This window comes from Janibacter terrae, from assembly GCF_039636765.1.
GTDB classification, from domain to species: Bacteria; Actinomycetota; Actinomycetes; order Actinomycetales; family Dermatophilaceae; genus Janibacter; species Janibacter terrae.
Map to the genome: position 1 here is coordinate 550,848 of NZ_CP144167.1, position 24,641 is coordinate 575,488.

Consider the following 24,641-nt stretch of genomic DNA (forward strand, 5'->3'; position numbering starts at 1 on the left):
ATCAACCACGAGGTGCAGTAGCACGACCCTGAGTGCTCGCGGACCGGCGCCACATCACGGCGATGACGACCCAGACCGTGAGCGTCGCGAGCGGTGAGGCGACGAAGCGGAAGCCCAGCGTCACCGTCTCGATGTCCTCGGGCAGGCGCACCCGGCCGGGGACGTAGGCGAGCGCGAGGACGCTCGAGCGGGCGAGGAGCACCAGCAGCAGGGGCCGGAACCGCTCCCAGCCCTCCCGCCCGAGCAGCCCGACGAGCACGGCCGTCGCGAGCCACTGCGGCAGCTCGTACCAGGGCAGCACGTACCCGGCGCCGAGCGCGTAGGCCGTCGACAGCACGAAGAGCACCCGCACCGCGACCACGTCGGTGAGCCCGGCAGTGATGTGCCACAGCGCGACCGCGAGCAGGACGCACCCGATCGCGGCCAGCCAGGTCGTCACCGAGCGGGCGCTCCCCTCGCCGAGCACGACGTCGAGCGCCGTGTAGACCGCGCGCCAGGGCATCGCGTACGAGATCCCGCCGCCGGCGCCGACGACCCGGGAGATCGCGTGGGTGCCGACGGCCAGGTGCGTGGGGACGAGCACGAGGAGCGCGCCGCCGACGAGCGCGAGGGTCGGGCGGAGCCGCGCGGGGCCGGTGTCCCGGGCGAGGATCGCCCACAGCAGGGCGATGCCGACCACGCCGGCGGTCAGCTTGGTGCTCGCGGCGAGCCCGACGGCCAGCCCCGCGAGGAGGGGCCTGCGGGCCAGGCCGAGGCCCAGCGCGGCGGCCATCGCGGCGACCGCGAGGACGTCGACGTGCGCGCCGAGCACGCCCGCGCCGAGGACCAGGACATTGGTCGTCCACCAGCGGTCGACGGTCGCGCGGTCGGTGCCCAGGCGCACGAGCAGCTCGCGGGTGCCGAGCCACGCGGCCACGACGAGGACCTGCCAGACCTGGACGACCTGCCGGGCGGTGTCGCCGCCGAGCCGGCCCGCGAGACCCATGAGCCACACCGCGAGCGGCCCGTAGACGCTCGGGGCCTCCCGCCACGGGGCCTGGACCAGGCTCACGACCGGGTCGAGGCCGTCCTGCCAGCTCGCCGGGACGACCGACCAGGGGTCGCCGCCCTCGACGAGGATCCGCCCGTAGGCGGCGTAGTTCGTGTGGTCCGCCGTGCCGAAGGGGGCCGTGAGCAGGACGAGCGCAGCGAGCAGCGCCAGGTGCCACCACCGCAGGCGAAGGGGGCTCGGCCGCCGCACGTACCGCCACAGCGACGCGGCACCGAGCAGGTAGCCGGTCGTCTGCAGGGCGACGACGGTCCAGCCACCGAGCTGCCACGGCAGGTCCGGCGAGGCCCAGCCGGGCGGGCCGAGCGGTGGGAGCGCGAGCGACTCCCCGCTCGCGCCGACGAGCAGGAGCAGGCCGATGCCGGCGACCAGCAGCCCCACGCCGAACGGGTCGCGGTCGGTGCGGGCCCGCGTCACGACAGGAAGCGCCGGGCGAGCAGCGCGCCCGAGACATCGCGCAGCTGCATGGCCCGGTGTACGCGCCCCTTGATGTCGTTGGCCGTGCGGCGGTGGGTCAGCTCGACGGGCACCTCGACGACCCGGCGCCCGGCGCGCAGCACGTCGACGAGCATCGCCGCCTCCACGCCCCAGCCCGTGGCGAGCGGCGTCGCGTCCGCGAAGGTCTCCCGGGTCAGCGCCCGCATGCCGTTGAGCGGCTGCTCGATCGTGCGCCCCGTCATCGCCTCGATCTGCGCGCGGGCGAGCCGCACGACCCGCCCGGCACCGAGCGAGGAGGCGCTGCGCGGGATGTTGGCGACGGCGAGGTCGGCCGACCCGGTCAGGACGGGCACGAGCAGCGGCTCGAGGTTGGCCGCGGAGGGGCCCAGGTCGGCGTCGGCGAAGAGCAGCAGGTGCGGCCCGGTCCCCGTGTACTCCTCCTCGGCGGCGAGCCTCGCCACGCCCGTCTCGAGCGCGGCGGCCTTGCCCTGGTTGGCGGGGTGCCGCGCGACGAGCGCACCGGCGTCGGCGGCGTTGGCGGCCGTCGCGTCGGTGGAGCCGTCGTCGACGACGACGACGAGAGCGACGTCGTCGAGGCCGAGGAGTGCCGTGACCGTCGACGCGACCAGGTCCGCCTCGTCCTTGGCCGGCACGATCGCGGCCACCCGCGCACCCATGGTCAGCGCAGCGTCACCTGGCGCGAGATCAGGCCGGACCGGGCCCGACGCTCCTCGGCGGTGAGCTCGTCGGTGGATGCGGCAGCCGTCGCGTAGCGCGCGGCGAAGTCGGCCACGGCACCCTCGTGCTCGGCCGGGTCGGAGTCGGGGTCGACCTCCCAGACGGGGACGATGAGGCCACCGGCGCGGAAGGCCCCGAGGAGGCGACGCTCCTCGTCGAGGTGGGCCTCCCCCTTCGCGTGGAGGCGGGCGAGGGCGGTCGTCGCGGTCTCCTCGTCGTCGGCGAGCACGTGACGGATGTACGTGCGCTCGCCGATGCGGCACCAGTACGTGCTCGGGGTACCGGCGACGGGGGTGCTCGGGACGACCGACTCGTTGGCGCGCTCGAGGGAGGCCGCCGCCTCGCCGGAGACCTCCTGGCCCTCGACCCAGAAGTCGAAGCCCTCGTGGACGGTCAGCTCGAAGGGCGCGGAGGTGTCGACGAGGTCCTGCAGGCGCGGGGTCTCGGCTGTGGTGCGCGGCAGCTGCGCGACCGGGGCGCCCGGCTCGGTGGCGAGGGCGGTGAGCAGGGCCTGGGCCATGTCGCGGCTCGGGTCGCCGCTCGCGGACCCGGCCTGGGTCGCGACGAGGATCTCGCCGGTGTCGCGGCGCAGGGCCGGCCACGCCATCGGCAGCACCGTCGCGAGCGTCACCGTCTCGGGCGAGCCCTCCGGCACCGCCGCCGGGTCGAGGTGGAGCGTCGCCGTGGCGGCGGGCAGGATCTCGTACGCCGCCACCCAGTCCGGCTCGCCCGGCAGCCCCGCGAAGGGGCGTGCGACATACGGCGCGGGGGCGACCTTGGTCTTGCCCTGCGCGTCCTTCTTGCGTCGTGAAGCCTTACCCATGGCGGTCAGCGTAGGCCGTGACGGGGTGGGAGTTGGGCCGCACCGCCGGGGCGGGGACAATGACGGGGGCCAGCGACCGCAACCGAGGGAATCCGCACACCATGTCCGAGGCACACGACCGACGCACCGACGCGCCGAAGCTCGACTCCTTCGGCGGCGAGATCGGTCGCGGCCAGGCCCGCACCATCCGCGCCCGCTGGGAGCTGCAGACCGTCACCAAGGTGCGCGAGGCGATCGCCCTCGACCTCGTCGCCCGCGGGGTCGGCGAGCACGTCGTCGGCGAGGCGGAGCTCGTCGTCACCGAGCTCGTGACCAACTCGCTGCGTCACGCGACGCCCCTGTCCGACCGGACCGTGCGGGTGCACTGGAAGGCTCGCGGGGACAATGTCGAGGTCGAGGTGAGCGACGGCGGCTCCGACACCGAGCCGGTCCCTGCTGCCCGGGCGGTCTGGGCGACCTCCGGCCGCGGCCTGCGGATCGTGCGCAGCATCGCCCACGAGTGGGGCGTGCAGCGCGACGACAAGCAGACGACCGTCTGGGCGGCGCTGGGGGGCCCGTCGCGCCGCAGGGTCGGTCCCTGACCTAGACCTTGGACTTGCGCCAGCCGGCGTTGCGGGCAGAGGTCTCGGTGCAGAACCAGCGCTCGCCCTTGCCGAGGTCGATCTTGGTCACGCTGTAGTAGCGACCGCCGGGCACGTGGTAGATCTTCTCGCCGCTGCTGGAGATGTTGCCCTTGATCTTGCCGACGCAGGTGGAGGTCGGGGTGGGCTTCGGCCTGGCGCACGCACCCCACAGACCGCGCGCGGCGGCCTTGGCGGAGGACTGTGCCCGGCGGTGCGAGTACTGGCCCTTGTAGGCGCGGCTGTACGTGTACTCGCGGGCGTAGCCACCCTTGATCATCGTGAGCGCGAGCGAGGTGCCGCCCGGGGTGTAGACGTGCCGCAGCAGCCGGCCGTACCTGTCCTTGTTGCCCTGGGTGCCGTCGGTCCTGATGTAGACGGTGCCGCCCTTGGTCAGCTGCGCCATCCGGGACGTGGCCTGGCTGCCGTAGCACTCGCGGGGGGAGATCTCCGGGGCGTCGAGGCCGATGAGGCGCACCGGGGTCGAGTGGCCCTGGTAGCGGATGCGGATGGTGTCCCCGTCGGTGACGCTCACGACCTTGGCGGCGTAGCTGCCCTTGGGTACGGCCGGGGCGGCTGGGGCGGCCGTGGCGGCGGGGGCGGACAGGACGAGGGCAGCGGCAGCGAGGGCAGCGGTACGGCGGATCACGGCAGGGGCTCCGGGGGTGAGGGTGTGGCGAGGGAGTGGCGAAGGGAGGAGATCTGGACCGGCGGGAGGGGTCACCGTCGGTCGTGAGCGCATCCTCGCGGCAGGAAGTTGATCTGTCAATGGTCCCTCGCCGAGGCGTCCCGGGGCGGTAAATCGCTGGCGCCCGCCGCGGCCCGGTGCCACCTTGGACGGGATGACGGACTCCACCGCACTCACCTCCCTCGGCTGGGACGAAGGGAGCGCCGCCGCCCTCGACGAGATGGCGACGGGCGCCCCCTTCGTCCTCGTGCCGGGACGCGTCGGACGCGTCGACCGCGGCCGGGTCACGGTGCACACCGCCGACGGCGCCGTGCCCGCCCTGGTCCGCCTGCCCGCGGGCAGCGACCTCGAGGACCAGCCGACGACCGGCGACTGGGTCGGGCTCGAGCGCCGCGCCGACGGTGACGTCGTCCGCGCGGTGCTGCCGCGCCGGAGCGCGATCGTGCGCAAGACCGCTGGCGAGCGGTCCGACGCGCAGGTCATGGCCGCCAACCTCGACCGCGTGCTCGTGGCGGTGCCCTTCGAGACCCGGGTCAACCTCTCGACGATCGAGCGCTACCTCGTCGTCGCGTGGGAGTCGGGGGCACAGCCGCTCGTCGTGCTCACCAAGGCCGACCTCGCCTTCGACCCCGACGCCACGGTCGCCGAGGTGCGGGCCGCGGCGCCCGGGGTGGGCGTGCTCGTCGTCTCCGCCGAGACCGGCGAGGGCGTCCCCGAGCTCGCGGCGGCGCTCGCCGGCGGCACGACCGCCCTCATCGGGCAGTCCGGCGCGGGCAAGTCCACGCTCGTCAACGTCCTCGCGGGGCAGCCGGTCCAGGCCGTCAGCGACACCCGGCAGGACGGGAAGGGGCGGCACACGACGACCGCTCGCGAGCTCATCGCGCTCGCCGACGGGGGCGTGCTCATCGACACCCCCGGGCTGCGCTCGATCGGGCTGCACGAGGACGGCGAAGGAGTCTCCCTCACCTTCCCCGACGTCGAGGAGCTCATCGCCGCCTGCCGCTTCGCCGACTGCGCGCACGAGACCGAGCCGGGCTGCGCGGTGCGTGCCGCGCTCGAGGGCGGCGAGCTCGACGCGCGGCGCTGGCACAGCTGGCAGAAGCTGCAGCGCGAGGCCGAGTGGATCGCCATGCGCACCGACCCCGTCGCCCGGGCGGCCGCCCGCAAGCGGTGGGTCGCGCTCGGTCGCGGGGGCAAGGCGCAGGCGGCGCTGAAGCGGGGGCAGGACCCCTTCGGCTGAGCCGGTCTCAGCGCCGCGCGGACCGCGGTCCCCGGACCAGGCGCACGGCCAGTGCCGGCACCCCGACGAGCAGGGCCAGGACGGGCAGGACCACCATCCAGAAGAAAAAGGTCCCCCACGAGGGCACGAACACCCTGAGGTACCAGGGGTAGTCGACCTCGACGAGGGTCTGCCGGCGGTAGGTCCGGTCGGTCGCGGAGCGGGTGAAGGTCATGTCGCTCGTGACGTCGTCCGGCCGGACGTACGCGTCGAACCGCGTGACGAAGGGGGCGCCCTGGGTGAGCTCGGCCAGGGTCGATCCCCGCGGGACATCGGCCGCACGCAGCGGCCCGGCGAAGGCGACCTCGGGCTCGATCGCCCCGAAGTCGACCTCCGTGCGGTGCTCGGTGAGGGTGTAGACCCGCAGCGTGCTGACCGACGCGGCCTGCGCCTGCATCCGCATGGGGTAGACGATCTCGCGCGAGGGGAAGGTCGCCCGGATCGGCTGGAGCTCGCCGTCGAGGGCGTGGGGCGCGTCCGGGCTCGCCGTGAGGCGGATGGCGGCGATGACCCAGCCCTCGCGCAGGTAGGGGCGGGTCGACTCGATGACCTCGTCACGCACGCGGTAGCCGTTGTCCTGCAGCCACTGCGTCAGCGTGCTCGTGGACGTCGACGTCAGCTGGGTGGCCGTGAAGGGTCCGAGTTCCCGCTGCTCCAGGACGCGCACGCCCGGCGGCGCTCCCGCCGAGGTGCCGTCGCCGGCCGCGCCGCCGATCACCGGGAGCTGCAGGCCGCGCAGCACCTTGCGCTCGACGACCTCCGGGCGGGTGGCCCGGGCCAGCTGGCCCAGGGTGTCGACGTCGGCGAGGTCGAGCTCGGCCCTCGCCGGCAGGGGCAGGATGAGCGCGACGTCCTGGGCCGAGGTGAACATGTCGAAGCTGAGGACGATGTCCTCCGTCTCGCCGTCGTGCCGCACGACCGCCGACTCCTCGTTGACGGACACGCTCTCGCCCTCCGGCGCCTCGACGCCTCCGCACGCGCAGGCCATGGCGGGCGCGGCCACACCGACGGCCTGCACGAGCGTCACGAGCAGCGCGATCGCCAGGGCCCGCAGGCCCGTCCTCGAGATGGTCACGTCATCCCCCTTCGTCCCCGCCAGTGTGGTGCACGGGCGCGGCGGGACGAAGGGGGAGGGCTCCCCTCAGAGGACGTCGTGACCGGGGCGGTCGCCCCGGGACATGGCCTCGGCGATCTCGAGCGCCGAGCGGACCCTGGGCGTCTTGGGGATGACCCCGAGGCGCCCGGCCTGGAAGTCCTCGAAGGCCGTGACGAGCTCCTCGCGGGTGTTCATGACGAAGGGGCCGTACGCGGCGACGGGCTCGCGGATCGGACGGCCACCGAGCAGCACGACCTCGAGCGAGGGGCTGCGCGAGTCCTGGTTGTCGTCGGCGGCGATCTCGAGCGCACCGCCGGCGCCGAAGACGGCGAGCTGGCCCTCGCGGATCGGTCGGCGCTCCGGGCCGACGACGCCCCGTCCGGACAGGACGTAGGCGAGACCGTTGAAGTCCTCGCGCCACGGGATGTGCATCCGGGCGCCGGGCGCGATCGTCGTGTGGATCATCGAGATCGGGGTCGTCGTGATGCCCGGACCCTCGTGACCGTCGAGCTCGCCGGCGATGACGCGCAGCAGCGTGCCGCCGTCGTGGCTGGAGAGCAGGCCGACCTGGCCGGAGCGGATGTCCTGGTAGCAGGGGTCGGTCATCTTCTGGTGGCTCGGCAGGTTGACCCACAGCTGCAGGCCGTGAAAGACCCCGCCGCTCACGACGAGCTCCTCCGGCGGGGCCTCGATGTGCAGCAGGCCGGACCCGGCGGTCATCCACTGGGTGTCGCCGTCGGTGATCAGGCCGCCACCGCCGTGGGTGTCCTCGTGGGCGAAGGTGCCGTCGATGATGTACGTGACGGTCTCGAAGCCGCGGTGCGGGTGCCAGCTCGTGCCGCGGGCCTCGCCCGGGGCGTACTCGACCTCACCCATCTGGTCCATGTGGATGAAGGGGTCGAGGCGGGCCATGTCGACGCCGGCGAAGGCGCGGCGGACGGGGAAACCCTCGCCCTCGTGGCTCCGGGGCGCCGTGCTCACCGACAGCACGGGGCGCGAGACGGTGTCCGGCAGCGGCTGGGTCACGCGGGGGAGGGTGAGGATGTTGTCGACGGTCACGGCGGGCATCGGGTGCTCCTTCGGGGTTGCGGTCCCTTGGTCCAACAGTAGTTGAAAATCAAACATTCCGTGTCCCGGAGGAGGTTGCGCAGCAACCGTCCCCCCGGTCCCTGAGGAGGTTGCGCAGCAACCGTCCCCCCGGTCCCTGAGGAGGTTGCGCAGCAACCGTCTCGAAGGGCCGGTCTAGTCTCGCGAGCGTGCCTCCACGTTCACCCCTGCCTGCGCGACACGGCCTCGCTGCCGCGTGGGTGCGCACCCTCGACCTCGACCACGGTCGTCCGCGGCCGTGGTCGACGATGTCGGATTGGTTGCGGGACACCTCCCCCGGGGGCGTCGACGTGGACGGGATGCTCGCCGCGGGGCGGTTCGTCTACGAGGACGCCACCCCGGTCCTGCCCGGGGACGGCTATCGCCCGCACACCTTCGTGTGGTTCCACCGCGACCTGCGCGACGAGGTCGAGGTGCCCGGCGAGCTGACGGTCCTCCACCGCGACGAGCGGCTGGTCGTCGTGGACAAGCCGCCCTTCCTCTCCACGATCCCGCGCGGACGGCACGTGCGGCAGAGCGTGGTCGTCCGGCTGCGGGACGAGCTCGGCCTGCCCGAGCTCTCCCCGCTGCACCGTCTGGACCGGGTGACCTCGGGCGTCCTCATGCTGGCGACGGAGCGCCGGTGGCGGGGGCCGTACCAGTCGCTCTTCGAGCAGCGCCGGGTGCGCAAGACCTATCTCGCGCTCGCCCCGTGGCGCGAGGACCTGGCCCTGCCCGTCACGGTCGGCAACCACATCCGCAAGGAGCGCGGGGTGTGGCAGGCGCAGGTCGTCCCCGACGCACCGGTCAACGCGGAGACCCTCGTGGAGGTCGAGTCCCGCGTCGGTGACCTCGCGGTCTACCGGCTGACGCCGCGGACCGGGCGCACCCACCAGCTGCGGCTCCACCTGCACGACCTCGGCATCCCGATCGTGGGGGACCCGCTCTACCCCGACGTGCTCGACGTGTCCGTCGACGACTTCACCCGACCGCTCCAGCTCCTCGCCAGCACCGTGGAGCTCGTGGACCCGGTCGACGGGCGCGAGCGGAGGTTCGTCAGCGCCCGGCAGCTGCCGCTCGCCGCGCAGGCCTGAGCCGCGACCGCTGACGACGGCGACCCACCCGCCGACCTCTTGCCGAACGCCGGCATCCGTGCCACTCTCGATCTCCATGTAGCGAGTGCTACATGGAGTCTGCAAGGACGCAGGCCGGCGGTGCGAGTCGTCCGTGGCGTCCCTGCACCGATGTGACCAGGAGCGCCACACATGACAGCACGCCCCGGACTCGCCCTCCTCGCCACCGCGGTCGTCGCGGTCGGCGGGCTGGGCGCCGCCGCCACGGCCACCGCGGCCCCGGCGGGACCCCCTTCGCCCGCCGTGTCCTTCTTCGACGGTCCGGCCAGCCCGGAGGACCTCGTCACCCTCCCGGGCACGGACACCGTGCTCGCGAGCGGGCTCGCCGCCGACCCGTTGTCCGACTCCTCGGTCGGCCACCTCTACGCGATCGACAGCCGCACCCGTGAGGCCACCGAGATCTGGCCCGACAGCACGTGGGGCATCGACCACGACCGCTCGCTCTACGGCGACTGCCCCGGCGCGCCCGACCCGAGCCTCGCGTCACCGCACGGCATCGCCGCCGAGCGGGGCGAGGGTGGGACCTTCGACGTCTACGTCGTCAACCACGGCGGGCGCGAGGCCATCGAGGTCTTCACCCTCGACCCGCGCGCGGACAGCCTCACGTGGCGCGGCTGCGTCGAGATGCCCTCGGGCACCTTCGCCAACGGCGTCGCGCCGCTGCCGCAGGGCGACGGGCTGGTGGCCACCGACTTCTTCGACCCGACGCTCTCCGACCCCTTCAGCCAGATCTTCAGCGACACCGCGACCGGCAGCCTCCAGCGCTGGGAGCCGGGCACGGGCTGGTCGACGGTCCCGGGCTCGAGCACCTTCGGGCCCAACGGCGTCGTCGTGAGCCAGGACGGGTCGAGCGCCTACGTCGCCGAGTGGGGGCGCAACCGGATCCACCGCATCCCGCTCGAGGGGTCGCGGCCCGGGACGACCCGCGCGGTCGCCGACGTCGACCTCATGCCCGACAACCTGCGGTGGTCGCGCTCGGGCGAGCTGCTCGTCACGGGCCAGGACTTCACCGTCGCGGACGTGCAGGCCTGCCAGCGCGACGACCTGGCCAACTGCCCCACGGGTCTGGACGTCTACGCGATGGACCCGCGCACGATGGACGTGCGCACCGTCTGGTCCGGCGACCCCGCGGGCTTCCGCGCTCCCACCGTCGCGACCCAGGTCGGCGGGGAGCTGTGGGTCGGCGCCGTGAAGGGTTCGCGCATCGGCGTGGTCGCCCCCTTCGCCGGCCGCTCCCGCTGACCGCCTGACGACGCCTTCGCCCCCACGTCACCCGGTCGGGTGGGTGGGGGCGAAGGGCGTGGTCCGGGGGCGTCAGGGGCGGCGCGCGGTCGCCAGCTGCGACTCGTCGTCGACGGCCCCCGCGTCGGAGGCGTAGGCGTCCAGCGTGTGCTGGGCGGCGTCCTCCACCGGGTGGTCCTCGTTGGTCTCGCGCAGCGGCGTGTTGGGGATGAAGAGCGTGGCGAGGAAGACGACCGCGAGGATCGGCAGGCCGAGCATGAAGGCGTCGTTGAGCTTCTCCGCCAGGCCCCAGCGCACGGCCTCGGCGACGGCCGGGGGCAGCGTGGCCAGGGCGCTCGGGTCGAGCACCGCGCCGGCGTCCATGTGGGCCCCTGCGCCCGCCGGCAGGCCGTCGGGCAGGTGCGACGCGATCCTCTCCTGCAGGCCGCTCGACATCACGGTCCCGAAGACCGCGATGCCGACGGTCGAGCCGACGTTGCGGAAGAACTGCGTCGAGGACGTGGCGACACCCATGTCGGCGCGGGAGACGGAGTTCTGCACGACGAGGGTGAACTGCTGCATCGCCATGCCGAGCCCGATGCCGAGGACGACCATCGAGCCGGTGAGCTCCAGGCTCGTCGCGGTGTGGTCCAGGCGGGTCAGCATGAGGACGCCGGCGGCCATGACCACGATGCCGGTGAGCATGAAGGGCAGGTAGCGCCCCGTGCGGGTGATGAGCATCCCGGTGACGATGCCGCAGACAATGAAGCCGAGCATGAGCGGCATGAGGATCAGCCCGGAGTTGGTCGCGTTGACGCCGATGACGCCCTGGGCGAAGACCGGGATGTAGATGATCGCGCCGAACATGACCATCGCGATGCCGAAGGCCGCGACGAGGCTCAGGCTGATCGTGCGGTCGGCGAAGAGGCGCAGCGGCAGCACCGGCTCGACGGCCTTGCGCTCCACGACGACGAAGGCGACGAGGGCGACGGCGCTCAGCGCGAACAGGCCGAGCGACTGGCTCGAGCCCCACGCCCAGCTCGACCCGCCGAAGGAGACGGCGAGCAGCAGCGCGACGAGGCCGGTCGAGAGCGTCGCGATGCCGAGGTAGTCGATCGGCGCGCGGCGCGGGGTGTGCGGGACGTGGAGGAACTTGGCGATGAAGACCAGCGCGATCAGGCCGATGGGCAGGGAGGCGAAGAAGAGCCAGCGCCAGCCGAGGTGGTCGGTGATGACGCCGCCGAGCAGCGGGCCGGCGACGGAGGTGACGCCGAAGACCGCGCCCATGAGGCCCTGGTACTTCCCGCGCTGACGCGGCGGGATGATGTCGCCGATGATCGTCTGCGACAGCGGCATGAGCGTGCCCATGCCGAGGCCCTGCACGGCTCGACCGGCGACGAGCATCCAGAAGCTCTGGGAGAACCCGGCGATGACCGAGCCGACCATGAAGACGACGATGCCGGCGAGGTAGAACTCGCGGCGGCCGTAGAGGTCGGAGAACTTGCCGACGATGGGCACGGTGACGGCGGAGACGAGCATGGCCGCGGTGGCGACCCAGCTGTAGTGCTCCATGCCGCCGAGCTCGGAGACGATGCGCGGCAGCGCGGGCCCGACGATGGTCTGGCTCACGGAGGCGACGAGCATGCCGAGCATGAGCCCGATGAAGACGCGTTGGTCCTGCGGGCTCAGCGTGTAGGGGGCGGGGGAGGTGCTCAAGAGGCGGTCCTTCCGGTGCTCTGGAGGGGCGAAGGGGGGTGCGTCGCCGACTGCGCGTCGGCGGCGAGGTCGGCGGCCAGCCGGGTGAGGAGACGGTCGAGGTCCTCGAGGTCCTCCTCCGGCCAGTCCGCGAGGATCTGGCCGAGGAGGCCGGCGCGGTTGCCGCGCTCGTCGCTGAGCGTCTGCTGGCCGCTGGGGCTCAGGCGGATGGTCGAGGCGCGCCCGTCGGTCGGGTCCGGCAGCCGCTCGACGAAGCCGTGGGACTCGAGGTGGGTGACCCGGCGACTGATGGTCGACAGGTCGTGACCGAGTGCCTCCGCCACCTTGGAGATGCGGATGCCCGGCTCGCTGGGGCAGTGCTCGAGCGTGCCGAGGAGGGCGTAGTCGGTGCGGCTCATGGCCTGCGGGTCGAGCGCCTGGCGGCGCAGGACCATCTTCGAGAAGAGCCCGAAGACCCGGCCCAGCGTCTCCTGCAGGTGGACTGCGACGGCAGGAGTGATTGCGTGCATTCCGCAACTATATACCTGCGTGAGGCAAGCAATCAAGTGAGAGTCTGCATTCCCCTAGGTGTTGCGGGGCATGAGGTTGGTGACACGAGGAGGGGCGTAACAGGGCGGGCAGGTCCCCGTGGCGACAGGATGAGGGTGTCAAAGCCGTTCATCACGAGCCAGCCAAAGGAACCTGCCCTGTGTCCCACGCTAATGCCCCGATGACCCCTGGTGGTCGCCTACGTCTGATCGAGCGAGTGCTGGGTCAGGCCAATGATGAGGCCGGCCCGCGGCCGATCGCGCACGTCGCAGCCGAGGCCGCGATCTCACGCCAGTGCCTGTCCAAATGGGTAGCCCGCTACCGCGAGCACGGCGAGGAAGGGCTGCACGACCGCTCCAGCCGGCCACAACGCTCCCCGAGCGCGACTGCCGAACCGGTGGTCGAGCGGATCATCGAGCTGCGGCGCCGTAAGTGGTCCGCGCGGCGCATCCATCTGGCGCTGGCCGATGAGGGCACGAACGTGGCGGTGTGCACCATCGCCCGGATCCTGCGCCGCGAGGGCTTGAACCGGCTGCGGGACCTGGACGTCGACGGGCAGCCCCTGCGCCAGCAGCCCGCCGGCAAGATCATCGCGCGCTACCCCGGGCACATGATCCACCTGGACGTGAAGAAGGTCGGACGCATCCCGCCCGGGGGCGGGTGGCGCGTCCACGGCCGCGGCTCGGACGCTGACCGGGCCCGCGGCCTGCGAGGACACCACCGCGGCGCCAAGGTGGGCTACACCTACCTGCACTCGGCCGTGGACGGCTTCACCCGGATGGTCTACACCGAGGCCCACGACGACGAGAGCGCCGCGACCGCGATCGCGTTCCTGGCCCGCGCCCGGGTCTTCTTCGCCGCGCACGGCATCACCCGCATCACCCGCATCGTCACCGACAACGGGTCCTGCTACCGCGCCAAGAACTTCACCCGCTCGGTGCTCTCCTTCGCCTCGAAGCACAAGCGGATCAAGCCCTACACGCCCAAGCACAACGGCAAGGTCGAGCGCTACCAGCAGACCATGGCCCGCGAGGTCCTCTACGCCGACGCCTACCCCTCCGAAGAAGCCCGCCGACGACAGCTACAGATCTGGGTGACCCACTACAACTACCATCGCCCACACAGCGCCATCGGGGACCAACCCCCAGCCAGCCGCGCCAAGACCCGTGTCACCAAGGTCATGCCCAGTTACACCTAGGGCAATGCGGGATCAGGTGCCGTGCTCGATGAGCAGGGTCGGCGTGCCGAGCGCCCGGTCGCGGATCGTCGCGACCCGCGTACCGGGCTTGCGGCCGGCCCTGGCCTCCGAGACCTCGACCCCTGAGGCCATGAGCCGCTCGCGCGTCGCGTCGAGGTCGGTGGTGCGCCAGGCGAGCCCGCCGAAGCGGTCCGGGCCGTCGACCCCCTTCGTCGGGGCCACCACCTCGACCACCGCGTCGCCGCAGCGGAAGAAGAGCCCGCGGAAGCCGTGCTCCTCGAGGCGCCGGTCGAGCCGCAGCTCCAGGCCCAGCCGCGCGCCGTAGTGCGCCGCGGCCCGCTCCGCGTCGCCCGTCTGCACGACGACGTGGTCGAGCACCACCTCGCCCGTGCTGCCGGGGACGAAGGGCGCGAGCCGCCACTCCAGCCCGCCCACGTCGAAGCCCTTGGCGTCCCGGACGAGCCCGCGCCGCTCGAGCAGTCGCTCGGTCCCGGGGACGTCGTCGACGCCGAGGACGACGGCGGCCAGGCCGCTCTCGCCCACCTCGAAGCTGATCTCGCTGCCGCTCGCGCCGAGGCGCCGCCACGCGTCCTGCGCGGCGGCGACGTCGGGGGTGCTGATGACGAAGCCGGTGATCCTCACCCGCCCATCATGGCGTGGCGGGCTCCGTGGGTGTCCACGGCTGGGCGAAGGGGGTCGCCGCCCGGCCCGTGTCGGCGAGCGTCAGCTCGAGGGTGGTCGCCCCGTCGATCTGCTCGCGGATGATGTCGGCGTGGCCGGCGTGGCGGGCCAGCTCCTCGACGAAGTGCGCGAAGGAGTACCGCAGGGTCGTCCGCGACGGGCTCATCAGGCCGTACCACGGGGCCGGTGGGACGGTGATCTCCTGCGCGGGGTCGCTCGCCCGGATCCACTCGACGACCGCCACGCGCCGCCGGTCGAAGACCTCGATCGTCGCGGCGAGCGTCTCGTCCTCCCGCAGTGCGAAGCCTGCCATGAAGGCCGCGTAGGCGGCCTCGGTGACCTCGCCGTCGTCCTCGACGCGCGGCCCCTTCTCCTCCGGCGGGGCGATGACATGGCTCGTGTGCTTGACCAGGCCACCGATGGACAGCGCCGAGCGGGTCGGGGTGAGGCGGGCCTGCTCCTCGGTCAGGCCGTGGGCGCTCGCCCGGATCGCCTCGAGCTGCTGGTCGACGTACTCGGCGTAGCCGGTGACCTCGTCGTGGACGGCGGGTGCGTACATGGCGTGCTCCTGGGCTGGGTGGTCGAAGGGGGCGGTCCCTCCCTTCGTCTGCCTCCCACGGTCCCGCCGATCGCGGACACCTCCTGTCACCGATCGGAGGAGACTCGTGGACATGGCCGAGACGACCGAACGCGCGCTGCGCCTGCTGGGGCTCTTCGAGAGCCGGTCCGTGTGGACCGGGCCCGAGCTCGTCGAGCTCCTGGGGGTGACGACGCGGACGCTGCGTCGTGATGTCGGGCGGCTGCGCGACCTCGGCTACCCCGTCGAGGCGACGTCTGGGGTCGGCGGCGGGTACCGGCTCGGGACGGGTGGCCGCCTGCCCCCGCTCCTCCTCGAGGAGGACGAGGTCGTGGCGGTGACTGTCGCCCTGCGCGTCGGCGCCCAGGGGATCTCGGCGATCGGCGAGCCCGCCGTGCGCGCCCTCACCAAGCTCGACCAGGTCATGCCGCCGCGGCTGCGCGGCGAGGTCGCGGCGCTCGCCGACGCCACCGTGCTGCTGCCCGGCGCGACGGACGACGTCGACACCGGCGTGCTCGTGGTCCTCGCCCATGCGATCCGCGACCGGGTCCGGGCCCGCTTCGGCTACACCGGCCGCGGCGGCGAGCCCACGGAGCGGGACGTGGAGCCCTACCGCCTCGTCGCGACCGGCCGACGGTGGTACCTGCTCGCCTGGGACGGGCGAAGGGAGGACTGGCGCACCTTCCGCCTCGACCGGATGGCCGGGGTGCGCGCCTCGACCTTCCGCTTCACGCCGCGGGAGGCGCCCGACGCCGTCGAGCACGTGCGCCGCGCCGTGACGCGGGCCGGGTACGCGCACCGGGTCCGGGTGCGCCTGACCGCCGACGTCGAGGCGGTGCGCCGCCGGGTGCCCGCGGCGTACGGGGAGGCGAGCGAGGTCTCGCCCGGGGTGACCGACCTCGAGTCGCACGCCGACGACCTGGCCGACCTCGCCAGGCACCTGACCATGGCGGCGCACGACCTCGGGGCGCGCCTGGTCGTCCTCGACCCGCCGGAGCTGGCGGACGCGATCGACGAGTTCGTGGGCGCGCTGGCCGGCACGCGGGTCCCGAGGCTCGAGCCCTAGAGCAGCCTGCGCACCACGGACAGCGGCAGCACCCGCATCGCGCCGCCGACGGCGACCCACGGCTTGGCCGGCACGAGTGCCTTGGCCTTGCGGGCCTCGATGGCGGCGACCATCGCGCGCACGCCGGTCTCGGTGTCGACCATGAACTTCGTCTTCTGCTCGACCTTCTCGTTCATCTCCGAGCGGATGTAGCCGGGGAAGAGGACGGTGACGTCGATGTCGAGGTCGGGCTTGCCCATCATCTCGCTGCGGATGCCCTCGCCGAGCGCGGCGAGGAAGGCCTTGGACGCGCCGTACGTCGTCATCGACTTCGGCATGCCGCGCAGGGCGGTGACGGAGGAGATGAGCACGAGGTGGCCGGCCCGCTGCTCGCGGAAGATCGCCATCGCGGCCTCGGTCTGCATCGCGGCGCCGAGGACATTGGTCTCGATCGTCTCGCGGTTGGCGTAGTGGCTGCCCTTGCCGTACGGGGCGCCCTTGCCGAGGCCGGCGTTGACGACGACCCGGTCGAGGCGGCCGAGGTCCCCCTTCGCCTGCTCGAAGACCCGCGTGACGGCTGCGTCGTCGGTGACGTCGAGGGCGTAGGTCTCGACGCGACGGTCGGGGTGTGCCACGGTGATCTCCGCCCGGAGGGCGTCGAGCCGGTCGGTGCGCCGCGCGGTGAGCGCGAGGTCGTGGCCGAGGGCGGCGAACTGGCGGGCCATCTCGGCGCCCAGCCCCGAGCTGGCACCGGTGATGAGGGTCGTGAAGGTCATGAGTACTCCTGGGTGCGACGAAGGGAAGGTCAGCCGATGAGGGATCGGCAGCGGGCCCCGAGGTAGGTGACCATCGGGCCGAAGACGGCGAAGCGGGGGTTGGTCGTGGCACCGGCGCGGTAGCGCTGGTAGATCTGCTGGGCGATGCCCGCGAGGCGGAAGAGCCCGAAGACCTCGTAGAAGGCCCACTCGCGCTCGCTCACCAGCAGCCCCCGCGCGGCGCAGTAGCGCTCGACGACCTCGGCCCGGGTGAGCATGCCGGGCAGGTGCGTGGGTTGCAGGCGAAGGGAGCGCATCGTCTCGTCGTCGTCCGCCTGGGCCCAGTAGGCCAGCGCCCCGCCGAGGTCCATGAGGGGGTCGCCGACCGTCGCGAGCTCCCAGTCGAGGACGCCGACGACGCGCGTCGGGTCGTCGGCGTCGAGGACGAGGTTGTCGAGGCGGAAGTCGTTGTGGATCAACGCGTGCGGGCGATCGGCCGGCTCGTGCTCGGCGAGCCAGGCCATGACGTCCTCGAAGTCCGGGACGTCGTCGGTCGCCGCTGCGCGGAAACGGCGGGTCCATCCTTCGACCTGGCGGTGGACGTAGCCGTCACCGCGGTCGAGGGCCGCGAGCTCGGGGACCGCGGTCACGTCGACCTCGTGCAGCTCGACGAGGGTGGCGAGGGCGTTGTCGCACAGGGCGGTCGCCTGCTCGGGGGAGAGGGTGACGCCCTCGGGCAGGTCCTTGCCGAGGATCGTGCCCTCGAGCTTGTCCATGACGTAGAAGTCGCTGCCGAGCACCGACGCGTCGGTGCACAGCGCGATCATGCCGGGCGCGTGCGGGAAAACGGGGCCGAGCGCGGCCTGGATGTCGTGCTCGCGGCGCATGTTGTGCGCGCTGCCGCCGAGCGCCCCGTGGGGGGGCCGTCGCAGGACGAGCGTCCTTGCCGGCCAACGCAGCTCGTAGGTGAGGTTGGAGGCGCCCGAGTCGAACTGGCGGACCTGCGGGTCGCCCTCGAGCTCGGCCGCCAGGTCCGGCGTGACCTGGGCTCGCAGCCACTGCGCCACCCTCGTCGCGTCGAAGGCGTCCTCCGGCCGCACCGCTCCGGCACCCATCGCCACTCCCTGTGCTGAATCCGAGTTCATGTCGGTCCGACCCTACCCGGGATCGGCGGACGACCCCCGGACGAGGAGGGCATGCCGCTCGCACCTCACCCGCAGGCGGGTCGCGGGGTCGAGCACGTCACCGTCGAGCTGCACGTGCAGCGGCACCTCGCTGACCACCTCGACCTCGCGGGAGGCGCGGGTGGTCAGGCCGGCGACGTCCCCCTGGAGACGGAAGACCCCCTTCGCCGCGACGCCGAGCCAGTGGGTCGGACGCTGCACGACCACCTCGAGCACGTCGAGGAGCCCGTCGTCGACGAGCCCGACCGGCGCGATGTGCACGCCCGCGCGCACCCGGCCGCAGTTGGCCGCGAGCACGCTCCACACCCGCAGGTGCTCGGGGTCGCCGCCGTCGTGGCGCACCGCGACCGGCACCGGACGACGCAGCGCGCTCACCGCCGCCGGGGCTAGGTAGGCGGGCCAGCCGATGCGGTCCTTCAGCCCCGGTCGGGTCGCCGCCACGGTCGCCGCGTCGTGGCCCATCCCCGCCAGCACGACGAAGGGGAGGTCCTCCGAGTCGTCGACGCGCGCCAGGCCCAGGTCCACCGGTCGGGCGCGGCCGGTGAGCGCGACCCGCACGGCGGCGTGGAGCACGCGGGGCAGGCCGAGGTTGTGGGCGAGCAGGTTGGCCGTGCCGGTCGGCACGATGCCGAGCTCGACCCCGGACCCGGCGACGCCGTGGGCGACCGCGCGCACCGTGCCGTCCCCGCCGGCGACGACGACGAGCTCGGCGCCCGCGGCGACCGCGGCCGCGGCCTGGGCGCGCCCGGTCTCCGCGCGGGTCGTCAGGTGCACCGCGGGATCGGGCCAGCCGGCCTGCGCCGCCGCGGCGGTGACCCCGTCGAGCACGCGCTCCCAGCCCCCCTTCGCGGGGTTGAGGACGAGTGCGGTCCTCACGATGTCCTGGAGTCGTCGGAGACGACGATCGAGCGGGCCGGCTCGTCGCAGGGCACGCCCGTCGCGACGCGCCGACGGCGGACGTGGACCGGGTCGTTGTTGATCTTCACGAGGCACCTCGGAGTCGGTTCCTGCGAACCTACGGCCGGGCGGCGAGCCTGCGGTGGAGGCGCACCGCGCACGGGCTGCGGGCCACCCGCGCGTCAGGATCAGCGGTGCGGCACATCCCGCCGGCTGAACCCGACGAGACCGAGGGCGACGAGCAACGCCCCGCCCACCCCGGCGACGAGCGCGCCGGTGACATGGAGGTCCTCGGCCGGGACGTTGCCGACGAGGCCGAAGGGCGCCCACTCCACGAGCGTCGTCGGCAGGTCGAGGCCCGGTCCCATGTAGCCGATGACCGCCGCGACGGCGAAGACCGCCCAGGCGGCCGGCTGCAGGCGCGGCAGCCAGCCGAAGAGGGTCAGGCTCAGCCCGGCGAGCAGCAGCGCGACGGGGAGGTGGGCCGCAGCGGCGCCGGTGATCCGCGCGACCCAGGACGCGTCGTCGAGGACGACCGCGGTCGATACGGCGAGCGCCAGGGCCCCGACGATCCCGACGACGAGGGTGCCGATGGCGATGACGAGCAGGTGAGGGGTCAGCCAGGCGGTGCGGCTGCGTGACTCGCTCAGCTGCAGCTCGAGGCGCCCGGAGACCTCCTCCTTGCGCAGGGAGCCGAGGGACTGCAGGACGTAGCCGACGACGACCATGGCGAGCAGGAGGACGAACATCGCCGCCATCGGCTCGATGATGCCCTGCGCGCCGCCCCCGGAGAGGAAGACCTCGAGGTCCGGGTTGCCCTCGAAGGCGTCGATGACCGTCTGCGACAGCGACCCGTACGTGCCCATGAGGATGCCGGCGACGACGGCCCACCCGAGGGTGACGGTCCGGTGCTCGCGCAGGGCCAGGCCGAGCGGGGTGAGCAGCCCGCTGCTCGCCCGGTGGGGGCCGGGGCGCGCGGCGACGAGCGAGCCGCCGACGTCCCGCCCCGCGGACAGGCGGAGGGAGAGCACGACGAGGGCCGCGGTCACGACCGAGGCGAGGACGAAGGGGGTGACCCGCGGCTCCCCGAAGGGTGCCACCTCGTCGTACCACCCGTGCGGCGAGAGCCAGACGAGCCAGGTCCCGTCGACGGCACCGATGCCCCGCACGAGGTAGGAGACGACGACGACCGCCAGAGCGGCGCCCCACACGGAGCGCTGGTGGCCGAGGGCCTGCGCCAGCACGGCGGTCACGCCGACGAAGACGGCGCCGAGCATGACGACCGCCGCGCCGTAGACGAACGACCCCGTGGTCTGCGCGCCGGCCACGAGGAAGGCGGCGGTGACGAGCCCACCGAGCGCGACGAGGGTCGCCAGGGCGAGGACGACGGAGGCGACGAGCGGGGCCTGCCGACCCACGCGGCTGGCGAGGAGGAGCTCGAGACGGCCGGCCTCCTCATCCCTTCGCGTCCCGCGGACGGTCATCGCGACCGCCATCAGCGGCACGGCGAAGGCGACCGCGAAGCCGAGCTCGTTGACGAGCACGCCGCCGAGGGTGTCGACGCCGGCGACGTCGCCGTTGAGCATCCGCAGCGCGGGCGTCGCGATCGACGCGGAGTAGCTGCGCAGCTTGTCCGGGGTGTCGTAGAGACCGGTGATCGAGGTGGTCGTCGTGAGGACGACGGCGGTGAGGCCGAGGACCCAGGCGAGCGAGGCCCGCCAACCGGTGCGCCACTGCACCCGCAGGCTCGTCCCGACGCCGCCGACGTGGACGCTCATCGCACGGTCTCCGCGACCCCACCCCGGTACTGCTCGAGGAACAGGTCGTCCAGGCTCGGCGGCGTGATCGTCAGCGTGTGCACGCCGGCGGCGTGGACGCGCCCGACGAGCTCGGCGACGGCGGTCGCGTCGACGTGGCAGCGCAGGTCGTGCCGCCCCTCGACGTCCCCGGCGACGAAGCCGGTGACCCCGGGGACGTCGGCGAGGTCGAGCGGTCGGTCGGTGACGGCGTGCAGGACGCTGCTCGTGCTGCGGCGCAGGTCCGCGAGCGTCCCGGTCGTCACCGTGCGGCCGCCGCGGATGATGCTCACCCGGTCGGCGAGCGCCTCGACCTCGCCGAGGATGTGGCTCGACAGGAGCACGGTCGTGCCGTCGGCGACGCGCTCGCGGACGACGTCCTGGAAGACCTGCTCCATGAGCGGGTCGAGGCCGGAGGTCGGCTCGTCGAGGAGGAGCAGCTCGACGTCGGCGGCGAGGGCGGCGATCAGCGAGACCTTCTGCTTGTTGCCGGTCGAGTAGTCGCGCGTCTTCTTGCTCGTGTCGAGGTCGAAGCGCTCGACGAGGTCACGTCGTCTCCCTTCGTCCAGCCCACCGTGCGCCCGTCCGAGGACGTCGATGCACTGGCCGCCGGTCAGTCCCGGCCAGAGCGTGACGTCGGCGGGGACGTACGCGAGCCTCCGGTGCAGCTCGACGGCGTCGTGCCACGGGTCGCCACCGAGGAGGCGCGCCTCTCCGGAGTCGACCCGGGTGAGACCGAGGAGGACGCGGATCGTCGTCGACTTGCCGGCGCCGTTGGGGCCGAGGAAGCCGTGGACCTCACCTGCGGCCACCGTCAGGTCGAGGCCGTCGAGGGCGTGGGTGCGGCCGTAGGCCTTGCGCAGGTCGCGGGTGCGGATGACGTCGTTCACGAGGTCACCTCCGACGAAGGGGGCGGGGTCGCGATGTGGCTGTCTGCGGCTGTATCGGGCGGAGGCAAGATCGCGGCATAGAACCGCATCGCCTCGTCGGCCCAGCGGGCGAGGCCCGCGCCGTGGAGCGGGTCGTAGCCGAGGACCTGACGCCAGTGGTCGGCGAGGAAGAGGGTGCCGAGGTCCGAGGTCATGGCCAGAGCGGCCCGGGTCTCGGGGTCGGGGCCGGCGACGAGCCGGCCGGCGGCGTCCCAGGCCGTGAAGATCTCGACGGTGCGGCGGTGCCAGACGGTGAGCAACTCGGTCCCGAGCGGGTCGCCGGACATCATCAGGCGCCGCAGGTAGGGGACGATCGGCGATCCCTCGGGCAGGGCCTGCTGGAGCACCTCGCCGATCGAGGACCACTCCCCGGCCTGCATGTCGCGCGCCATGTCGGCGTCGGCGCCCAGGTCGAAGAGCTCGTCCATCCACGCGCGCACGTGGTCGACGACCGCCTCGCGCAGGCCGGCCTTGGAGCCGAAGTGGTGGACGACGAGAGCGGGGGAGACCTCGGCGAGCTCGGCCACCTGGCGCATCGTCACCCGGTCCTCGCCGTGGGCGGCGAAGAGCTCGAGCGCGGCGTCACGCACCCTCGCCCGTCCCGTGCGGTCCTCGGCTGAACCCATGTTCAGCAGGCTAAACCTGTGTTCAGTGAGTGGTCAAGGCCCGCTGACGGTAGACAGGGGGCATGGACCCCCGTGCCGCTGGCTCCGTCGCCCGCTCCCTCGAGACCCTGCATGCCTTCGGGTACTTCGCCCCGGAGGTCGGCGCGGAGCTCACCGAGCTCGGGCTGCGCCCAGGTCGCATGTGCTACTTCGCCTCGCGCTCGGCGCCGATGGGGGCCGTCTCGCCGGGGACGGTGGCGGCGACCTTCTTCGTGTTCAACCCCGAGCTCGTGGAGCGCCACCTGAGCGACGCGTGGACCCTGGCGTCCCCGCACGAGGTCACGGCAGCCCGCTACCGGGGCGTCGCGAGCGCGTGGAGCCGGCTCCTCGGCGGTCTGGACCCGGACGAGGTCGCCGAGGCGGCGGAGCTGGCGCGCACCGCTGCGGTCGCCTGCTCGGTGGCTGGTCGCCCGCTCTCTGCCGCCCACGCCGGGCTGTCGTGGCCGAGCGAGCCACGCCTCGTGCTCTTCCACGCCCTGACGATCGTGCGCGAGCACCGCGGGGACGGGCACGTCGCGGCTCTCCTCGGCGAGGGCCTGTCCGGTCTCGAGGCCCTCATCACCCACACCGCCACAGGCCGTGGATTCACGGTGACCGCTGCCCAGACCACCCGTGGCTGGAGCGAGGACGAGTGGGGTGCGACGGCAGCCGACCTCGTCGAGCGTGGCGTGCTGACAACGCAGGGCGGTCTGACCGAGCAAGGGCAGGCCCTGCGACGGCGGGTCGAGGAGGCCACCGACCGGATGGCCGTGGGGCCGTGGGACGCACTGGGGGAGGACGGCGCCACCCGGCTCGCGGAGCTGGGACGCCCGTGGGTCCGACAGGCGCTGGCGAACGGTGCCTTCCCGGAAGGCGTCTTCGCCTGACAGGCTGTCCGTCCGCAGGCGTAGCGTCCTCCGTATGACTGTCGAGAGGGCGCCCGTAGGTACCGCCCGGGATGACCAGCCCGACAACCCGTGGCCGGCGCTGTGGGCCCTCGTCGTCGGGTTCTTCATGATCCTCGTCGACGTCTCGATCGTCTCGATCGCGACACCTGCGCTCATGGAGGACCTCGACGCCGGCATCGAGCCCGTGCTCTGGGTGACCAGTGCCTACCTGCTCGCCTACGCGGTGCCGCTGCTCATCACCGGGCGCTTCGGCGACCGGTATGGCCCCAAGAGGCTCTACCTCGTGGGGCTGGCGATCTTCACCCTCGCCTCGCTCGCCTGCGGCCTGTCCCCGACGATCGGCTGGCTCGTCGGGGCCCGGGTCGTCCAGGGACTCGGCGCGTCGATGATGACCCCGCAGACGATGGCGGTCATCACCCGCACCTTCCCGCCGGAGCGAAGGGGGTCGGCCATGGCGCTGTGGGGCGCGACCGCCGGTGTGGCCTTCCTCGTCGGGCCGCTGCTCGGCGGGGTCCTGCTCGACGCGCTCGGCTGGGAGTGGATCTTCTTCATCAACGTGCCGGTCGGCATCGTCGGCTTCGTCGCCGCGCTGCGGCTCGTCCCGCGGCTGGAGGTGCACGCCCACGCGATGGACTGGGTCGGCGTGGCGCTGTCGGCCGTCGGGCTCTTCCTCGTGATCTTCGGTCTGCAGGAGGGCGAGAGCCACGACTGGGGCCAGTACGCCGGACCGGTCACCATCCCGATGCTCATCGGTGCCGGCCTGCTCGTCCTGATCGGGTTCATCGCCTGGCAGGCGCGGGGTCCGCGCGAGCCGCTCGTGCCCCTCGGCCTGTTCCGGGACCGCAACTTCTCGCTGTCCAACCTCGCGATCACGATGATGGGCCTGGCCGTCACGGCGATGATGTTCCCGATGCTCATCTGGTTGCAGACCGTGCGCGGGTACTCGCCGACCGGCGCCGCGCTGTGCATCGCGCCGCAGGCAGTGGCCTCGATCCTGCTCGCCCGACCCGTCGGCCGGCTCGTCGACCGCATCCACCCGCGCCTGCTCCCGACCTTCGGCCTCGGGGGCTTCGCCATCACCCTCTTCGTGCTCTCGCGGCTGATGACCCCCGATGCCCCGATGTGGGCGGTCCTGGTGACGATCACCTTCATCGGCGTGACCGGCGCGTGCATCTGGGGCCCGCTCGCCACGACCGCCAACCGCAACCTGCCGGTCGAGCTCGCCGGCGCCGGTGCGGGCATCTACAACACGACCCGTCAGGTCGGCTCGGTCGTCGGTTCAGCGGCCATCGCCGCGCTGATGTCGGCGCGGATCAGCTCGCACCTCGGCCCGCAGGCGGCCACCTCGTTCGGGGGCGGCGGGCCCGAGGCCTCGTCGGCCGGCCCGGTCGAGCTCCCACCCCACGTCGCCGACGCGCTCTCGGCGGCCCTGTCGGACTCGATGCTCCTGCCCGCCGCGGTCCTCGTCGTCGGCGCCCTCGCCGCCCTGACCCTGGAGCGCATGAAGCACGTCGGCCGCCCCGGGGCCTGACCGCTGAGCAAGACTTTCGTCGCCTTCGCAGGAGTTTCAAACTCTTGCGAAGGCGAGGTTTATCGGGTGACCCGATAAACCT

General features: G+C 73.1%; 24 protein-coding genes. 8 read left to right on the forward strand and 16 right to left on the reverse strand.

All coding sequences use genetic code 11. From position 1 onward, the window contains the following. Position 1 precedes the first annotated feature (1 nt). From V3C34_RS02755 to V3C34_RS02765, 3 genes are read right to left on the reverse strand one after another with little or no spacing between them, the layout of a single operon-like run. Positions 2-1,465 (reverse strand): hypothetical protein, encoded by a 1,464-nt coding sequence (locus V3C34_RS02755; protein ID WP_346007999.1) that lies wholly within the window; start codon positions 1,463-1,465, stop codon positions 2-4. Then, a complete protein-coding gene (locus tag V3C34_RS02760) occupies positions 1,462-2,151 on the reverse strand; it encodes a glycosyltransferase (RefSeq protein ID WP_346008000.1) in 690 nt (229 codons plus the stop codon). The genes V3C34_RS02755 and V3C34_RS02760 overlap by 4 nt, the downstream gene beginning before the upstream one ends. 14 nt (positions 2,152-2,165) lie before the next feature. Further along, positions 2,166-3,047 (reverse strand): DUF5926 family protein, encoded by an 882-nt coding sequence (locus tag V3C34_RS02765; protein ID WP_068425252.1) that lies wholly within the window; start codon positions 3,045-3,047, stop codon positions 2,166-2,168. Between the two features lie 101 nt (positions 3,048-3,148). Between V3C34_RS02765 and V3C34_RS02770 the strand changes: the two genes are divergently transcribed. Beyond that, positions 3,149-3,628 carry an ATP-binding protein gene (locus tag V3C34_RS02770; protein ID WP_068327432.1) on the forward strand — a complete coding sequence of 160 codons (480 nt, stop codon included), beginning with the start codon at positions 3,149-3,151 and terminating at the stop codon, positions 3,626-3,628. A 1-nt stretch (position 3,629) separates the two neighbouring features. Here V3C34_RS02770 and V3C34_RS02775 read toward each other — a convergent pair whose 3' ends face one another. Further along, a complete protein-coding gene (locus V3C34_RS02775) occupies positions 3,630-4,316 on the reverse strand; it encodes a thermonuclease family protein (RefSeq protein WP_338539051.1) in 687 nt (228 codons plus the stop codon). Between the two features lie 193 nt (positions 4,317-4,509). Between V3C34_RS02775 and rsgA the strand changes: the two genes are divergently transcribed. After that, positions 4,510-5,595, forward strand: a complete 1,086-nt coding sequence (rsgA, locus tag V3C34_RS02780; RefSeq protein ID WP_338539050.1) for a ribosome small subunit-dependent GTPase A — start codon at positions 4,510-4,512, stop codon at positions 5,593-5,595. Between the two features lie 7 nt (positions 5,596-5,602). Here the strand turns inward: rsgA and V3C34_RS02785 are convergent, their stop codons facing one another. After that, entirely contained in the window at positions 5,603-6,709 is a 1,107-nt protein-coding gene (locus V3C34_RS02785; protein WP_346008001.1) for a DUF2330 domain-containing protein, read from the reverse strand. Between the two features lie 66 nt (positions 6,710-6,775). Further along, on the reverse strand, positions 6,776-7,798 hold the full coding sequence (locus V3C34_RS02790; RefSeq protein WP_346008002.1) for a pirin family protein: 1,023 nt from the start codon (positions 7,796-7,798) through the stop codon (positions 6,776-6,778). A gap of 188 nt (positions 7,799-7,986) precedes the next feature. Between V3C34_RS02790 and V3C34_RS02795 the strand changes: the two genes are divergently transcribed. Both V3C34_RS02795 and V3C34_RS02800 read left to right on the forward strand, forming a co-directional pair. After that, positions 7,987-8,910, forward strand: coding sequence for a pseudouridine synthase (locus V3C34_RS02795; protein ID WP_346008003.1), 924 nt, complete (start codon positions 7,987-7,989; stop codon positions 8,908-8,910). A 171-nt stretch (positions 8,911-9,081) separates the two neighbouring features. Further along, positions 9,082-10,191 (forward strand): hypothetical protein, encoded by a 1,110-nt coding sequence (locus tag V3C34_RS02800; RefSeq protein WP_346008004.1) that lies wholly within the window; start codon positions 9,082-9,084, stop codon positions 10,189-10,191. Positions 10,192-10,263: 72 nt separating this feature from the next. On the opposite strand, the gene V3C34_RS02805 is transcribed toward V3C34_RS02800, so the two are convergent. Together V3C34_RS02805 and V3C34_RS02810 are read right to left on the reverse strand one after the other, a co-directional pair. Continuing rightward, entirely contained in the window at positions 10,264-11,886 is a 1,623-nt protein-coding gene (locus tag V3C34_RS02805) for an MDR family MFS transporter (protein ID WP_346008005.1), read from the reverse strand. Then, on the reverse strand, positions 11,883-12,395 hold the full coding sequence (locus V3C34_RS02810; RefSeq protein ID WP_346008006.1) for a MarR family winged helix-turn-helix transcriptional regulator: 513 nt from the start codon (positions 12,393-12,395) through the stop codon (positions 11,883-11,885). The genes V3C34_RS02805 and V3C34_RS02810 overlap by 4 nt, the downstream gene beginning before the upstream one ends. 179 nt (positions 12,396-12,574) lie before the next feature. On the opposite strand from V3C34_RS02810, the gene V3C34_RS02815 reads away from it, so the two are divergent. Then, positions 12,575-13,612, forward strand: coding sequence for an IS481 family transposase (locus V3C34_RS02815; protein ID WP_068321680.1), 1,038 nt, complete (start codon positions 12,575-12,577; stop codon positions 13,610-13,612). 12 nt (positions 13,613-13,624) lie between these two features. Here the strand turns inward: V3C34_RS02815 and V3C34_RS02820 are convergent, their stop codons facing one another. Together V3C34_RS02820 and V3C34_RS02825 are read right to left on the reverse strand one after the other, a co-directional pair. Next, positions 13,625-14,254: a VOC family protein gene (locus tag V3C34_RS02820; RefSeq protein ID WP_346008007.1), complete on the reverse strand. Its 630-nt coding sequence runs from the start codon at positions 14,252-14,254 to the stop codon at positions 13,625-13,627. 7 nt (positions 14,255-14,261) lie between these two features. Beyond that, positions 14,262-14,852, reverse strand: a complete 591-nt coding sequence (locus V3C34_RS02825; RefSeq protein WP_346008008.1) for a DUF664 domain-containing protein — start codon at positions 14,850-14,852, stop codon at positions 14,262-14,264. A 112-nt stretch (positions 14,853-14,964) separates the two neighbouring features. Between V3C34_RS02825 and V3C34_RS02830 the strand changes: the two genes are divergently transcribed. Continuing rightward, positions 14,965-15,936, forward strand: a complete 972-nt coding sequence (locus V3C34_RS02830) for a helix-turn-helix transcriptional regulator (protein ID WP_346008009.1) — start codon at positions 14,965-14,967, stop codon at positions 15,934-15,936. On the opposite strand, the gene V3C34_RS02835 is transcribed toward V3C34_RS02830, so the two are convergent. The 6 genes from V3C34_RS02835 to V3C34_RS02860 all read right to left on the reverse strand — a co-directional run bounded on the left by V3C34_RS02835 (position 15,933) and on the right by V3C34_RS02860 (position 22,102). Then, a complete protein-coding gene (locus V3C34_RS02835; protein ID WP_346008010.1) occupies positions 15,933-16,691 on the reverse strand; it encodes an SDR family oxidoreductase in 759 nt (252 codons plus the stop codon). The two genes, V3C34_RS02830 and V3C34_RS02835, sit on opposite strands and share 4 nt — an antisense overlap. Before the next feature lie 29 nt (positions 16,692-16,720). Then, positions 16,721-17,785 carry a phosphotransferase family protein gene (locus V3C34_RS02840; RefSeq protein ID WP_245634811.1) on the reverse strand — a complete coding sequence of 355 codons (1,065 nt, stop codon included), beginning with the start codon at positions 17,783-17,785 and terminating at the stop codon, positions 16,721-16,723. Between the two features lie 42 nt (positions 17,786-17,827). Further along, complete coding sequence (locus tag V3C34_RS02845) at positions 17,828-18,730, reverse strand: diacylglycerol/lipid kinase family protein (protein ID WP_346008011.1); 903 nt, start codon at positions 18,728-18,730, stop codon at positions 17,828-17,830. Between the two features lie 209 nt (positions 18,731-18,939). Continuing rightward, positions 18,940-20,529 carry a hypothetical protein gene (locus tag V3C34_RS02850; protein WP_346008012.1) on the reverse strand — a complete coding sequence of 530 codons (1,590 nt, stop codon included), beginning with the start codon at positions 20,527-20,529 and terminating at the stop codon, positions 18,940-18,942. Further along, entirely contained in the window at positions 20,526-21,437 is a 912-nt protein-coding gene (locus V3C34_RS02855; protein ID WP_346008013.1) for an ABC transporter ATP-binding protein, read from the reverse strand. Before V3C34_RS02855 ends, V3C34_RS02850 begins: the two co-directional genes overlap by 4 nt. After that, positions 21,434-22,102 (reverse strand): helix-turn-helix domain-containing protein, encoded by a 669-nt coding sequence (locus V3C34_RS02860; protein ID WP_346008014.1) that lies wholly within the window; start codon positions 22,100-22,102, stop codon positions 21,434-21,436. Before V3C34_RS02860 ends, V3C34_RS02855 begins: the two co-directional genes overlap by 4 nt. A gap of 62 nt (positions 22,103-22,164) precedes the next feature. Here V3C34_RS02860 and V3C34_RS02865 point away from each other — a divergent pair, with 62 nt between their 5' ends. Both V3C34_RS02865 and V3C34_RS02870 read left to right on the forward strand, forming a co-directional pair. Then, positions 22,165-23,007, forward strand: a complete 843-nt coding sequence (locus V3C34_RS02865) for an SCO6745 family protein (RefSeq protein ID WP_068327383.1) — start codon at positions 22,165-22,167, stop codon at positions 23,005-23,007. A gap of 34 nt (positions 23,008-23,041) precedes the next feature. Continuing rightward, positions 23,042-24,559: a DHA2 family efflux MFS transporter permease subunit gene (locus V3C34_RS02870; RefSeq protein ID WP_346008015.1), complete on the forward strand. Its 1,518-nt coding sequence runs from the start codon at positions 23,042-23,044 to the stop codon at positions 24,557-24,559. Positions 24,560-24,641 lie beyond the last annotated feature (82 nt).

Coding starts and splice junctions, on each gene's coding strand:
- rsgA (WP_338539050.1), top strand. CDS start 4,510: ATGACGGACTCCACCGCACTCACCTCCCTCGGCTGGGACGAAGGGAGC.
- V3C34_RS02830 (WP_346008009.1), top strand. CDS start 14,965: ATGGCCGAGACGACCGAACGCGCGCTGCGCCTGCTGGGGCTCTTCGAG.
- V3C34_RS02810 (WP_346008006.1), bottom strand. CDS start 12,395: ATGCACGCAATCACTCCTGCCGTCGCAGTCCACCTGCAGGAGACGCTG.
- V3C34_RS02865 (WP_068327383.1), top strand. CDS start 22,165: ATGGACCCCCGTGCCGCTGGCTCCGTCGCCCGCTCCCTCGAGACCCTG.
- V3C34_RS02800 (WP_346008004.1), top strand. CDS start 9,082: ATGACAGCACGCCCCGGACTCGCCCTCCTCGCCACCGCGGTCGTCGCG.
- V3C34_RS02790 (WP_346008002.1), bottom strand. CDS start 7,798: ATGCCCGCCGTGACCGTCGACAACATCCTCACCCTCCCCCGCGTGACC.
- V3C34_RS02825 (WP_346008008.1), bottom strand. CDS start 14,852: ATGTACGCACCCGCCGTCCACGACGAGGTCACCGGCTACGCCGAGTAC.
- V3C34_RS02765 (WP_068425252.1), bottom strand. CDS start 3,047: ATGGGTAAGGCTTCACGACGCAAGAAGGACGCGCAGGGCAAGACCAAG.
- V3C34_RS02835 (WP_346008010.1), bottom strand. CDS start 16,691: ATGACCTTCACGACCCTCATCACCGGTGCCAGCTCGGGGCTGGGCGCC.
- V3C34_RS02870 (WP_346008015.1), top strand. CDS start 23,042: ATGACTGTCGAGAGGGCGCCCGTAGGTACCGCCCGGGATGACCAGCCC.
- V3C34_RS02850 (WP_346008012.1), bottom strand. CDS start 20,529: ATGAGCGTCCACGTCGGCGGCGTCGGGACGAGCCTGCGGGTGCAGTGG.
- V3C34_RS02840 (WP_245634811.1), bottom strand. CDS start 17,785: ATGGGTGCCGGAGCGGTGCGGCCGGAGGACGCCTTCGACGCGACGAGG.
- V3C34_RS02860 (WP_346008014.1), bottom strand. CDS start 22,102: ATGGGTTCAGCCGAGGACCGCACGGGACGGGCGAGGGTGCGTGACGCC.
- V3C34_RS02770 (WP_068327432.1), top strand. CDS start 3,149: ATGTCCGAGGCACACGACCGACGCACCGACGCGCCGAAGCTCGACTCC.